The sequence below is a fragment of the Flavobacterium sp. AK-345 genome, assembly GCF_058310175.1.
Map to the genome: position 1 here is coordinate 363,623 of NZ_JBZEER010000002.1, position 12,870 is coordinate 376,492.

The 12,870-nt window shown below is 34.2% G+C and carries 12 protein-coding genes; 8 read left to right on the forward strand and 4 right to left on the reverse strand.

Annotation, left to right across the window (positions count from 1 at the left end; genetic code table 11):
- Nucleotides 1–61 precede the first annotated feature (61 nt).
- The 3 genes from AC4FQ3_RS05860 (at nt 62) to AC4FQ3_RS05870 (ending at nt 3,291) form a co-directional block, all read left to right on the forward strand.
- The gene (locus tag AC4FQ3_RS05860) at nt 62–1,198 is read left to right on the forward strand and encodes a formylglycine-generating enzyme family protein (RefSeq protein ID WP_491181214.1); all 1,137 of its coding nucleotides are present in this window, start codon (nt 62–64) and stop codon (nt 1,196–1,198) included.
- 226 nt (nt 1,199–1,424) lie between these two features.
- Nucleotides 1,425–2,702, forward strand: coding sequence for a peptidase T (gene pepT / locus AC4FQ3_RS05865; protein WP_491181215.1), 1,278 nt, complete (start codon nt 1,425–1,427; stop codon nt 2,700–2,702).
- A 1-nt stretch (nt 2,703) separates the two neighbouring features.
- Nucleotides 2,704–3,291, forward strand: a complete 588-nt coding sequence (locus AC4FQ3_RS05870; RefSeq protein WP_491181216.1) for a YdeI/OmpD-associated family protein — start codon at nt 2,704–2,706, stop codon at nt 3,289–3,291.
- A gap of 290 nt (nt 3,292–3,581) precedes the next feature.
- Here the strand turns inward: AC4FQ3_RS05870 and yajC are convergent, their stop codons facing one another.
- The 3 genes from yajC to AC4FQ3_RS05885 all read right to left on the reverse strand — a co-directional run bounded on the left by yajC (nt 3,582) and on the right by AC4FQ3_RS05885 (nt 6,224).
- Nucleotides 3,582–3,857, reverse strand: a complete 276-nt coding sequence (gene yajC / locus AC4FQ3_RS05875; RefSeq protein ID WP_042566415.1) for a preprotein translocase subunit YajC — start codon at nt 3,855–3,857, stop codon at nt 3,582–3,584.
- 120 nt (nt 3,858–3,977) lie between these two features.
- Nucleotides 3,978–4,889: a transcription antitermination factor NusB gene (nusB, locus tag AC4FQ3_RS05880; protein ID WP_073394248.1), complete on the reverse strand. Its 912-nt coding sequence runs from the start codon at nt 4,887–4,889 to the stop codon at nt 3,978–3,980.
- Between the two features lie 228 nt (nt 4,890–5,117).
- A complete protein-coding gene (locus AC4FQ3_RS05885; protein ID WP_491181217.1) occupies nt 5,118–6,224 on the reverse strand; it encodes a Glu/Leu/Phe/Val family dehydrogenase in 1,107 nt (368 codons plus the stop codon).
- A gap of 203 nt (nt 6,225–6,427) precedes the next feature.
- Here AC4FQ3_RS05885 and AC4FQ3_RS05890 point away from each other — a divergent pair, with 203 nt between their 5' ends.
- From AC4FQ3_RS05890 to AC4FQ3_RS05910, 5 genes are all read left to right on the forward strand, one after another.
- Nucleotides 6,428–8,206: an ABC transporter ATP-binding protein gene (locus AC4FQ3_RS05890; RefSeq protein ID WP_491181218.1), complete on the forward strand. Its 1,779-nt coding sequence runs from the start codon at nt 6,428–6,430 to the stop codon at nt 8,204–8,206.
- 68 nt (nt 8,207–8,274) lie between these two features.
- Nucleotides 8,275–8,643, forward strand: coding sequence for a PUR family DNA/RNA-binding protein (locus tag AC4FQ3_RS05895; protein WP_026981839.1), 369 nt, complete (start codon nt 8,275–8,277; stop codon nt 8,641–8,643).
- An 85-nt stretch (nt 8,644–8,728) separates the two neighbouring features.
- Nucleotides 8,729–10,993, forward strand: coding sequence for a glycoside hydrolase family 3 N-terminal domain-containing protein (locus AC4FQ3_RS05900; RefSeq protein ID WP_491181219.1), 2,265 nt, complete (start codon nt 8,729–8,731; stop codon nt 10,991–10,993).
- A gap of 10 nt (nt 10,994–11,003) precedes the next feature.
- Entirely contained in the window at nt 11,004–11,831 is an 828-nt protein-coding gene (locus AC4FQ3_RS05905) for an alpha/beta hydrolase (protein ID WP_491181220.1), read from the forward strand.
- 21 nt (nt 11,832–11,852) lie between these two features.
- The gene (locus tag AC4FQ3_RS05910) at nt 11,853–12,401 is read left to right on the forward strand and encodes an RBBP9/YdeN family alpha/beta hydrolase (protein WP_491181221.1); all 549 of its coding nucleotides are present in this window, start codon (nt 11,853–11,855) and stop codon (nt 12,399–12,401) included.
- A gap of 125 nt (nt 12,402–12,526) precedes the next feature.
- Here AC4FQ3_RS05910 and AC4FQ3_RS05915 read toward each other — a convergent pair whose 3' ends face one another.
- On the reverse strand, nt 12,527–12,862 hold the full coding sequence (locus tag AC4FQ3_RS05915; protein WP_042566421.1) for a tRNA-binding protein: 336 nt from the start codon (nt 12,860–12,862) through the stop codon (nt 12,527–12,529).
- Nucleotides 12,863–12,870: the final 8 nt, after the last annotated feature.

The following is a 12,870-nucleotide window of genomic DNA, read 5'->3' on the forward strand; positions in this document are numbered from 1 at the left end:
TAATTATTTAACTTTGACCAGATTGTTTTCCGGCAATTAATTTCAATTAAAATTGATTAATATGAAAAATAAAACCTATTGGATATTTGCAATACTAGCCCTTTCAATTATTTCTATTGCATTTGGTTATACTAAGATTATTCCAAAAGAAAAAAATGAAATAGCCGCAGCAAAAGATTGTGCCGAAACTCCGCATGCTACTGGCGAATCTGTTTTTAAACCCACCATTGAAAATAAAAATAAACCTACCGGCAAAGCACCAAAAGGCATGGTCTGGATTCCGGGAGGAGAATTTTCTATGGGAAGTAACGTCGAAGACGAAAGCTTATGCAGCATAAAAGGTGTTACAAAAGATGCCGCGCCAATTCACAGGGTTTATGTTGATGGCTATTATATGGATCAAACTGAAGTTACTAACGAGCAATTTGCAGCTTTTGTAAAAGCCACAGGTTACGTAACGCTGGCCGAAAAAAAACCAACACACGAAGAATATCCTGATGCTCCATTAGAAAATTTAATAGCAGGATCGGCAGTTTTCACCCCTACTCCGGCAACTGTAGATTTAAATAATTATATGCAATGGTGGAGTTACGTTGGTGGTGCCGACTGGAGACATCCCGAAGGACCAATGAGTTCTATTATTGGCAGAGAGAAATATCCTGTTGTGCAAGTTTCTTATGCTGATGCAGCTGCTTATGCAAAATGGGCCGGTAAAAGACTACCAACCGAAGCCGAATGGGAATTTGCAGCTCGTGGCGGAAAATCTGGGCAATTGTATGCTTGGGGAAATACATTAAAACCTAAAGGAAAGTTTCAGGGAAATATTTATCAGGGACATTTCCCTATTGAAAAAGGCGATACCGGCGAAGATGGATATATTGGTATAGCGCCAACAGCACAATTTGAACCAAACTCTTATGGCTTATATGATATTGGGGGAAATGTTTGGGAATGGACAAATGATTGGTATACTCCTGATTACTATATCACTTTAAGCGAAAGCGGACAAGTAACCAAAAACCCAAAAGGTGCAGAAAAAGCATACGATCCCGCAGATCCTGGCCTACTGAAAAAGGTACAGCGCGGAGGTTCATTTTTATGTACAGATCAATATTGTTCCCGATATATGGTTGGTACACGAGGTAAAGGCGATTATCAATCTCCGGCAAATCATATTGGTTTTAGATGTGTGCAGTAAAGTTTTTTGCCACTAATTTCACTAATTAGAAGTGTCTACAAATAAAACTTAAATCCAGTTTCATGAAATATAATTCGTGAAATTGGATTTTTAAATTATAAATGATTCGTGCTAATTCGTAAAATTCGTGGCGAACTTTTTTATCTCCCCTTCAACCATAAATTAGTAGACATTCGTGCAATTCGTAACGAACTCTTTTTCCTTATATTTGCTAAAAATTAAAGAAATGCAGCATATTATAGATCGTTTTATCAGTTATGTAACAATTGATACAGAATCAGACCCAAACTCACAAACTACTCCAAGTACAGAAAAACAATGGAATCTTGCCAATAAATTAGTCGAAGAACTAAAAACCATTGGTTTACAAGATGTCACTATAGACGATAAAGCCTATATCATGGCAACTTTGCCAAGTAATGTAGATCACGAAGTTCCCGTAATTGGTTTCGTTTCTCATTTTGATACTTCTCCGGATTTTAGCGGAGCAAATGTAAAGCCTCAAATTATTGAGAATTACGACGGTAAAGACATTGTTTTGAACGCAGAGAAAAACATTATTTTATCTCCAAACTACTTTAAAGATTTATTGCAATATAAAGGTCAAACCATCATCACAACCGACGGAACAACTTTGCTTGGCGCAGATGATAAAGCGGGAATTACCGAGATTGTTTCGGCAATGGAATACTTAATTCAGCATCCGGAAATTAAACACGGAAAAATCAGAATTGGCTTTACTCCAGATGAAGAAATTGGTCGTGGCGCTCATCATTTTGATGTAGAAAAATTTGGCGCTCAATGGGCTTATACAATGGACGGAAGCCAGATTGGTGAATTAGAATACGAAAATTTTAATGCCGCCGGAGCCAAAATTACTTTTAAAGGAAAAAGCGTTCACCCTGGTTATGCCAAAGGAAAAATGATCAACTCGATGTTGATTGCAAATGATTTCATCAACGAACTTCCGAAAGGAGAAACGCCACAGGAAACTAAAGGTTATGAAGGCTTTTTCCATGTTCATCATTTAACAGGAAGCATTGAAGAAACAGTTTTAGAATTGATTATTCGTGATCACAACAAAGTTAAATTTGAAAAAAGAAAAGATTTAATTGGAAAAATCGCCAGGAAAATCAACAAAAAATTCGCCAAACAATTTGGAGAAGATATTGTAACTGCTGAAGTAAGAGATCAGTATTATAATATGAAAGAAAAAGTGCTTCCGGTAAAACATATTGTTGACATTGCTGAAAAAGCAATGAGAGAACTAAACATCAAACCGATCATTAAACCTATTCGTGGCGGAACTGACGGATCTCAATTATCCTACATGGGATTACCTTGTCCGAATATTTTTGCGGGCGGACATAACTTTCACGGAAAATACGAATATGTTCCTGCCGAAAGTATCCAGAAAGCAACCGAAGTAATTGTAAAAATTGCGGAATTAACAGCCATTCAGGGTGCTTTTGATGTAACTGAAAAACCTAAAAGCAAAAAATAAATTGGAACCAATTTCTGATAAAAAACACGTTTGGGACAAAGTCAATAAATGGGAAGAAGAACTTCTTTTCCTAAAATCAATTATTGATAAAACCGAACTTGTTGAAACCATAAAATGGGGTGCTCCTATTTATGTTTACAACAAGAGAAATGTTATCGGGATTGGAGGTTTTAAGGATTATTTTGCAATTTGGTTCCTGAATGGAGTATTTCTAAAAGATGAAAAAAACAGACTCATTAACGCTCAGGAAGACAAAACGAAATCGATGCGTCAATGGCGATTTACTTCAAAAGAACAAGTAAACGAAAAAGAAGTTTTAGAATATATTCTGGAAGCTATCGAAAATGAAAAGCAGGGAAAAATTATAAAACCTTCAAAGAAAGAAGCAATTGTTTCTGAATTGCTGCAAAAGGAAATGGATTTGAATCCGGCTTTGGCAGAAGCTTTTCAAAAATTCGCGCCTTATAAACAATATGAGTTTTTAGAATACATTGAAACAGCCAAACAAGAGAAAACGAAACTATCAAGAATCGAGAAAGTGATTCCGATGATTTTAGGGAATGTTGGTTTGAATGATAAATACAGATAAATTAAATTCCAATTAAAAAATTCCAACCTTTGTCAAAGTTTAAAACTTTGACAAAGGTTTTTTTGTATAGAAAAATGCACAATCTTACTAAACATAGCCCGTGGTTTCAACCACGAGGATAGGAATTATGACTATGATTGTGTACCCGTGGTTGAAACCACGGGCTATGTTTTTTTCATACAATGAATTTAAAATCTTTGTAAGGTTACTTGCAAAATTGCAAGTACAAAAAATCCCAAATTCCAGTTGGAATTTGGGATTTAAAATTTTATTTGGAATTTTAAAAAGCGTTAAGCTTTTTTATTCAAAGCAGAGCTCAATTCTAAAGAAATAGCTGAACGCTCTAATTTTAATTTTCCAGACATTGTTTCGATTACAACTGTTGTTTCTGCAAGTTCAACAACTTTACCGTGAAAACCACTTTTAGTAATTATTTTGTCACCTACTTTTAGGCTGCTTTCAAATTCTTTTTCGTTTTTTGCTCTTTTTTGTTGTGGTCTGATCATGAAGAAATAGATCACTACAAACATTAATAGAAATGGCGCAAATTGAGTTAATTGTCCCATAATTTAATTTCTGTTTTTGATTTGATTTATTATTAATATTTTATTTTAACTCTTTGACTTAGCTCAGAGTGACATTTTTGGAATTTGGAACTTCAAAAGATTGGAATTTCTTTTAAAATTTTACATCAACCCTCTTCCTGCTTTTACCATCTTTTTATTGGCTTCAAGTTCTTTTACCAGATTATCTAAAATTCCGTTGATAAAAATACTACTTTTTGGTGTAGAATATTCTTTAGCAATTTCTAAATATTCATTAAGAGTAACTTTTACCGGAATCGACGGGAATTTTAAAAATTCGCAAATTGCCATTTTCAAAATAATTGTATCTATTTCAGCAATTCTATCGCTGTCCCAGTTTGGCGTTTTATCATCGTATTCTTTTGCAAAAATAGATTCGTTTAAAACTGTTCTTCTAAATAAATCTTTTGCAAAGTCTTTATCTTCAACATCTTTATACAATTTTGGCACTCTAAAATCGTCAGGATCTTCGGTTTTTATGGCTTTCAATTGTTTGATAATATGTGTATTTACAACCGGAATGTCATCAACCCAGGTTAATTTATCGTCTTCTAAATACTCATATAATTTCTCATTGGGAACAATAACTTCTGCAAACAAATCAATTATAAACTGTCTGTCTTCTTCAAAAGTATTTTTTGTCGTGCTCATGTATTTTGCATACAAATCGCTCGCTTTAATATCATTTAAAAGTAAAATGATATAATCGTCATTTAAAGACCAGTTGTTGATTTTACGATTTTCTAAAGCAATACTAAGTGAATTGCTTTCGGCAAGAAGCTGAAAAATTTTGTTCTTGATAAATTTTTCATTCGGATTACGTTCTGCAGCAGTTGCAAGATGTTTTTTGCTTGAAAGATGTAAAAAAACAGATTCTTTTTTGCAAATTTCAATCAATGAAGAAAGCATTATAAGATATAAGTCCTGAATATTATCAATGCTGTAAAAAAGAAACTTCTCTTCTTTTTCCATATTATCAGAACCGCTTTGATGCATTGCATAAATGGATTGCATTACTTTAACGCGTATGTGTCTTCTATTTACCACCTTGTAAGAACATTTAAAAATTAGTTTGCAAAAATAAGAATTAAAGAGACGATATTAAAATTTAATTCCATAAAAATATCTCAAAATTGTAATTCATAATCGATATAAAAAAAGTCCCAGTTTTCAGTCGCAGCCTTTGATATATCAAAAAACTGTGACTGAGACTGAGACTCTCAACAATAAAACTTGTCTTTATTATTTTTTGCTGTTTTCAATTTTTCTCAAATCAATACGATTTTGAGCAATTGTAAGGGCAGCTTTATGCGTTGTCATTCCGTTTTTCACGGCATAATCGATAATTTCTAAAGTAGTGTTGTAGATATTTTCGGTTTTTGTCATGATTTCGGCTTTTCCGTAGTGCTCTAATTCAGCATAAACATTGATAATTCCACCAGCGTTGATTAAGAAATCCGGAGCGTATAAAATACCTCTTTCCTGCAATCTTGGCCCGTGAACATTTTCATCAGCTAATTGATTGTTGGCAGCACCAGCAATTACTTTCGCTTTTATTTTGTTTACTGTATCATCATTAATGGTAGCTCCCATTGCACATGGCGCATAAATATCAACATCAGCACTATACAAATCTTCACCTGTAAAAATTGTTGCGTTGTATTTTTGAGCTACTTCGTATAATTTTTCTTCGTTGATATCAGCAATTGTAACGATCGCTCCTTCTTTAGTTAAATATTCAACCAAAGCTTCACCAACGTGACCAATTCCCTGAACCAGAACTTTTTTACCATCTAAAACATCAGAACCAAACTGACTTTTTGCAGCCGCTTTCATTCCTAAATAAACACCGTAAGCTGTTATAGGAGAAGGATTTCCAGACCCACCTCTTTCTTCAGAAATACCCGTAACATAAGGTGTTACGTCTCTAACAGTGTCCATGTCTTTTGTTTCCATTCCAACATCTTCAGCAGTAATATATCTTCCGCTTAAAGAGTGAACAAATTCGCCAAACTTACGCATCAATTCTGGCGTTTTCTGCGTTTTAACATCTCCAATAATGACAGCTTTTCCACCACCAATATTAAGTCCTGTAATAGCAGATTTATAAGTCATACCTCTTGAAAGACGCAAAACATCGTTTAAAGCTTCCCATTCGGTATTATAATTCCACATTCTAGTACCTCCTAAAGCTGGACCCATAACCGAATTATGAATACCAATAATTGCTTTTAAACCTGTATCTTTGTCATTGCAAAATACAATTTGTTCGTGATCGTCAAAAGATAACTGACCAAAAACAGGATCCATTTTTTGAAGTTCCTTTCCAGTTGCGAAAGTTGCATCCATAGCGTTACTATTTATTTGTTAAAATTATGAATTTGTCAAAAAGACTTCTCAAACTTAATCAAAAAATACACTTGCGCTAATTTTTTATCTTTAAAATAACAATTACACAATATTTTTATTTTGATTTAATTACAATTTATTATACTTTTAATTAGGAATAATTCACAAAATCAAACATACTTAATATTGAATCTCTTAAAAAAATGAAAGAATTAAGCTATTTAAACAAATATTTTATTAAATATAAATACAGTTTTTCCTTTGGAATTTTAATAACCATAATCGCACAAATTTTTTTCTTATTCACTCCAAAGCTTGTCAGTCACTCTTTTAATGTTATTGAGCAATTTTTAAAATTGTCTGATGCCGATCAAAAATCTTCCATAATAATTAATTCTTACAAGCAGGATTTAATTCACAACGTGCTGTTAATCATTGGGAGTGCAATTGTTGCAGGTTTCCTGACTTTCCTTATGCGCCAGACTTTAATTGTAATGTCTCGCCATATTGAATTTGATTTAAAAAATGAAGTTTTTAAACAATATGAAAATCTTTCGCAAAATTTCTATAAACAAAACCGTACGGGAGATTTAATGAACCGTATTAGCGAAGATGTTTCTAAAGTTCGTATGTATGTTGGCCCGGCAGTGATGTACAGCATAAATACGTTTATTCGTTTTGCCATTGTTATCTTATATATGTATAATGTTTCGCCATTGCTTACTTTATACACCATTTTACCATTGCCAATTCTGTCTTATTGTATTTTTAAACTGAGTTCAGAAATCAATAAACGAAGTACCACTTTTCAACAATATTTATCAAAAGTTTCTAGTTTTTCACAAGAGATATTTTCCGGAATTCGCGTAATAAAAGCGTATTCATTAGAAAATCAGCATCAAAATAATATGGTAGCTCTTGCCGATGAAAGCAAAAAGAAAAGTTTAGATTTGGCAAAAGTACAATCACTTTTTGGGCCTTTGATGATTGCCTTAATCGGAATTAGTAATTTGGTTGTGATTTATTTTGGAGGTGTTATGTACATCAACGGAACGATTCCGAACATCGGTACAATTGCCGAATTCATTCTCTATGTAAACATGTTAACATGGCCTGTTGCTTCATTAGGATGGGTCTCATCGATGGTTCAGGAAGCAGAAGCTTCTCAAAAAAGATTGAATGAATTTTTGAAAATTGAACCGGAAATTAAAAACAACAACGAAAATCCATCTACTATTCAGGGCTCGATTTCTTTCGAAAATGTAAGTTATACTTATGAAGATACCAATATTGAAGCTTTAAAAAATGTGACTTTTACAGTAAAAAAAGGAGAAACGCTTGCTATATTAGGAAAAACAGGTTCGGGAAAATCAACAATATTATCCTTAATTTCTCGTTTATATGATGTTACCGAAGGAAAAATTATAATTGATGGAAATGAAATAAGCACTTTAAACCTAAATGATCTTCGAAATAATATCGGGATTGTACCGCAGGATGCGTTTTTATTTTCGGATACCATTAAAAATAACATCAAATTTGGCAATCAAAATGCGAGCGACGAGGAAGTTATGGAAGCCGCAAAAAATGCTGTGGTTCATGACAATATCATTGCTTTTAACAAACAATATGACACTATTTTAGGCGAAAGAGGAATCACACTTTCGGGCGGACAAAAGCAGCGTGTGTCTATTGCAAGAGCGATTATTAAGAATCCTGCTATTCTGCTATTTGACGATTGTCTGTCTGCCGTTGATACTGAAACAGAAGAGACGATTCTGAACAATTTATTCGAAATTTGCAAGGATAAAACTACGATTATTGTAAGTCATCGGATCTCTTCAGCAAAAAATGCCGACAAAATAATCATTTTGGAAGATGGTAAAATCATCCAACAAGGCTCTCATAATCAATTAATAAATCAGGAAGGATATTATGCATCGTTATATTTAAAACAACTTTCGGAAAAAGAATTACTTTAATTGTTGCGTAATAGATAAATTTTTATGATTTTTGAGTACTATTAATTCCAAAAATGATAGAACGTATTATGAGAGAAAATGACATGTTAGAAAAAGAAGAGATTTTTTCTAAAGTATTACGAGCAGGAAGAAGAACTTATTTCTTTGATGTGAGAGCTACTAAAGCAGACGATTATTATATCACGATTACAGAAAGTAAAAAATTTACCGAAGAAGACGGTTCTTTTCATTTTAAAAAACACAAAATTTACTTGTACAAGGAAGATTTTGGTGCTTTTGCCGAAATACTAGAGGAAATGACTTCATATGTCTTGAACCACAAAGGCGAAGAAGTAATCTCTGAAAGACACCAAAAAGATTTTAAAAAAGAATATGGTTCTGATAAACCTGAAGGCCAAAGATCTAGCTTTACAGATATCGATTTTGACGATATTTAGTCCAATATAACTTTTTAAAAAGTACGAGTCCAATATGTCCTGCATTTTGGACTTTTTTTATATATTTAATTTAAAAAAGCTAACCTTGAAAACACTAACCACAAAACCACACTATTGCTTATTATTGTTTCTCTCCATAATATCAATATCCTACAGCCAAAAAACCGATTTAAATGTTGAAAAGAAAATCGGCAACATCATAAAAAACATGACCTTGGAACAAAAAATTGGCCAGGCATGCCTTAAAGGAACTTCAAGCCGAAGTAAAGGTTTATCTGAAGAACTTAAAAATGATGTTCGAAAGGGTTTAGTAGGTGCTATTTTAAATCTTACAGATCCAAATCTTGTTTTTGAAATACAAAAAATTGCAGTCGAAGAAAGTCCCAATCATATTCCGTTATTATTTGGAAGAGATGTTATTCACGGTTATAAAACCATTTTTCCGATTCCCTTAGGCTTAGCTGCTTCATGGGATATGGATTTGGTCGAAAAAACATCAAAAATCGCCGCTAACGAATCGTATTCAAGATGCATCAATTGGACATACGCGCCAATGGTTGATATTGCCAGAGACGCCCGCTGGGGAAGAATTGCAGAATCGCCAGGTGAAGATCCTTTATTAGCATCACGATTGGGAGTTGCTTATGTAAAAGGTTTTCAGGGAAAGGATCCTGCTGTTCCCGGACAAATTTTAGCCTGTGCCAAACATTTTGCCGCATATGGAGCTGCAGAGGGCGGACGAGATTACAACACCGTAAGCATGTCTGAATCTTTGCTTCGCAATGTATATTTAAAACCTTTTGAAGCCGCAGCAAAAGCTGGAGCCACTACTTTCATGAGTTCTTTTAACGACGTAAACGGAGTTCCGGCTTCTGGTAACCCTTTTTTACTTAAAAAAATATTGCGCGAAGAATGGAAATACGATGGTTTTGTGGTAAGCGACTGGAATTCGGTTACTGAAATGATTCCGCATGGTTTTGCTGCCGATGAAAAAGATGCCGCATTAAAATCTGCCTCAGCAGGGCTTGATATGGAAATGACTAGTTTATCGTATGCCCATCATTTAAAAACGCTGATTGCTGAGAAGAAAATCTCTGAAAATCAACTGGACGAAATGGTTCGTAATATTCTTCGAATAAAATTTAGAGCGGGAATTTTTGAAAACCCGTATTTTAAAGACCGCGAAAAATTTTCGTTATTAAGTGCCGATGCTTTACAAACTGCAAAAACAGCCGCGAGTAAAAGCTGCGTTTTATTAAAAAATGAAAATCAGATTTTACCTTTAAAATCCAATCAAAAAATAGCTGTAATTGGCCCTTTGGCAGATGCCTCGCGAGAACAATTAGGAACCTGGATTTTTGATGGAAATAAAGAAGATTCTCAAACGCCGCTAAAAGCATTACAAAATAGTTTTGGCGCAAATAATGTATTTTATTCCGCCGGACTTTCGCATAGTCGATCTATGTCTGAAGAAGGTTTTGCAGCTGCAATTGCAGAAGCTAAAAAATCAGATGTTATTTTATTTTTTGCAGGAGAAGAAGCAATTCTTTCCGGAGAAGCACATTCGAGAGCCAATATTAACTTACCGGGTTTGCAGGAAAAATTAATAGCAGAATTACAGAAAACAGGAAAGCCAATTGTATTGCTAATAATGTCCGGAAGACCTATTACTTTAGGAGCTGTTTTGCCAAAAGTAAATGCCTTAATTATGGCATGGCATCCGGGAACAATGGCTGGCCCTGCAATTTCTGATTTATTATTAGGGGTTGTAAATCCTTCAGGAAAATTGCCTGTAACATGGCCTAAAGAAGTGGGACAAATCCCTATTTATTACAATCACCCAAACACCGGAAGACCGGCAGATCCTAAAACTTTTGTCGCTATTCAGGATATTCCTGTCGAAGCCTGGCAAAGCTCTCTGGGAAATAATTCTCATTATCTTGATGCTGGATACGAACCACAATTTCATTTTGGATTTGGTTTAAGTTATACCACTTTCTCTTATGAGAATTTAAAAATTGAAAAAGCAATTCTTAAAAATAATAATACCGAAAAATTAAACGTTTCTGCCGTTATCACCAATACAGGAAATACGACAGGAACAGAAACTGTGCAGCTATATGTTCGTGATATTACAGGAAGTATTGTGAGACCTATTCGAGAACTCAAAGATTTTGTACAAATCGAATTAAAACCTAAAGAATCTAAAACCGTACAATTTTCAATTCCTGTTTCTGATCTTGCTTTTTATAATGACAAAATGGAACTTAAAACAGAACCCGGCGATTTTAAAGTGTGGATTGCTTCGCATGCAGAAAATGGTCTGGAAGGCGATTTTAAAATAGAATAAAATTCATATTATGAAGAAAATAATATTCTTACTTTGCTTTTTTATTGGAGTTTCGGCTTTTGCCCAAAAAGCAGAATATGAAACTAAAACCAATATTCAATATTATAATGCAGCAACCAATAAATCTGAAAGTTACATATATGAAAGATGTGTTTTGGATATTTATTATCCAAAAAACACTAAAGGATTTGCTACAATTGTCTGGTTTCATGGCGGAGGTTTAACCGGAGGAAGCAAAGAAATTCCGGAAGCTTTAAAAAACAAAGGTTTCGCTATTATTGGCGTTAATTACAGGTTATCTCCAAAAGCAAAAGCAGCAAGAGCCATTGATGATGCCGCTGCCGCTGTTGCATGGGCATTTAATAATATTGCTAATTATGGCGGTGATAATTCCGCAATTTTTGTTTCAGGGCATTCTGCAGGAGGATATTTAGCCTCGATGATTGGTTTGGATAAAAAATATCTTCAAAAAGAAGGAATTGATGCTAATAAAATTGCAGGCTTAATTCCGTTTAGCGGTCAGTGCATTACCCATTTTGAAATTAGAAGAGAAAACGGAATTCCCGAAAAACAGCCAACAATTGACGAATTTGCACCTCTTTTTCATGTTCGTGCCGATGCTCCTCCTCTTTTATTAATTACCGGAGATCGCGAATTAGAAATGTTAGGGCGTTACGAAGAAAACGCTTATATGGCACGCATGATGAAATTAGTAGGGCATAAAGAAACGAAGCTTTACGAATTAGACGGATATGGTCACGGGATGACAGAACCTGCATTTCCGTTGCTTGTAAATGAAATAAATCGTATTTTGAAAGAGAAACAAATCAAAAAATAATAATTTAAAAAATCCACGGCAATGGAAGCAAACTTATTAATATTACCCGGACTGGGAAATTCTGGTGACAAACACTGGCAAACTTTTTGGCATAAAAAATTCGAAAATTCAACTCGCCTTGTTCAGGACAATTGGGACGAGCCTGTTCGTGAAGAATGGCTCCAACGATTGAATGAAGAAGTGGCAAAATTGGATAAACCAACTATTTTGGTTGCGCATAGTCTTGCGGTTTCACTGGTAAACCATTGGGCAGCATTAAACAGTAATAAAAATATTGTTGGGGCATTATTGGTCGCTCCCGCCGATGTAGATTCACCTCAACATACTCCGGAGATTATTAGAAATTTTTCTCCAATGCCCATTTCAAAATTACCTTTTCCGTCTATAGTTGTGGCGAGTGAAAATGATCCTTATGCTTCTTTCGAAAGAAAACAATATTTTGCTGAAATGTGGGGAAGTGATTTTGTAAACGTAGGACAAAAAGGTCACATTAACTCTGATTCTGACTTAAAATATTGGGAAGAAGGGCAACTAATTCTGCAGAAATTAATTTCTAAAATAGGTCAATAAATTTAACCGCAAAGTTCGCAAAGATTTTCACATTTGAAGTTAAAAAAAAAAGGAAGGTTAGCAAAGCTTTGTGTAATTAAACTTTGCGAACCTTGCGTAAAACCTTTGCGAACTTTGCGGTTAAATTAACCAATCCTTAAACCGTTTTCTATTTTAAAATCGGGAGCTAATAAAATCACGTCTCCCTCCTTGCCTATTGCGCCAAGAACAAGACATTCGCTCATAAATTTTCCAATTTGTTTTTTTGGAAAATTTACAACCGATATAATTTGTCTATTTATTAAATCTTCTTTTTTGTAATGTACTGTAATTTGTGCCGATGATTTTCTGATGCCAATTTCGGCACCAAAATCAATTGTGAGTTGATAAGCAGGTTTTCTGGCTTCAGGAAAATCATTTACTTCAATGATGGTTCCTACGCGCATATCGGTTCTCTCAAATTCATTCCAGGTTAAATCCATTATTTTAA

Coding starts and splice junctions, on each gene's coding strand:
- AC4FQ3_RS05915 (WP_042566421.1), bottom strand. CDS start 12,862: ATGGATTTAACCTGGAATGAATTTGAGAGAACCGATATGCGCGTAGGA.
- AC4FQ3_RS05895 (WP_026981839.1), top strand. CDS start 8,275: ATGAGAGAAAATGACATGTTAGAAAAAGAAGAGATTTTTTCTAAAGTA.
- AC4FQ3_RS05885 (WP_491181217.1), bottom strand. CDS start 6,224: ATGGATGCAACTTTCGCAACTGGAAAGGAACTTCAAAAAATGGATCCT.
- AC4FQ3_RS05860 (WP_491181214.1), top strand. CDS start 62: ATGAAAAATAAAACCTATTGGATATTTGCAATACTAGCCCTTTCAATT.
- pepT (WP_491181215.1), top strand. CDS start 1,425: ATGCAGCATATTATAGATCGTTTTATCAGTTATGTAACAATTGATACA.
- AC4FQ3_RS05890 (WP_491181218.1), top strand. CDS start 6,428: ATGAAAGAATTAAGCTATTTAAACAAATATTTTATTAAATATAAATAC.
- yajC (WP_042566415.1), bottom strand. CDS start 3,857: ATGGGACAATTAACTCAATTTGCGCCATTTCTATTAATGTTTGTAGTG.
- AC4FQ3_RS05910 (WP_491181221.1), top strand. CDS start 11,853: ATGGAAGCAAACTTATTAATATTACCCGGACTGGGAAATTCTGGTGAC.
- AC4FQ3_RS05905 (WP_491181220.1), top strand. CDS start 11,004: ATGAAGAAAATAATATTCTTACTTTGCTTTTTTATTGGAGTTTCGGCT.
- nusB (WP_073394248.1), bottom strand. CDS start 4,889: ATGCAATCCATTTATGCAATGCATCAAAGCGGTTCTGATAATATGGAA.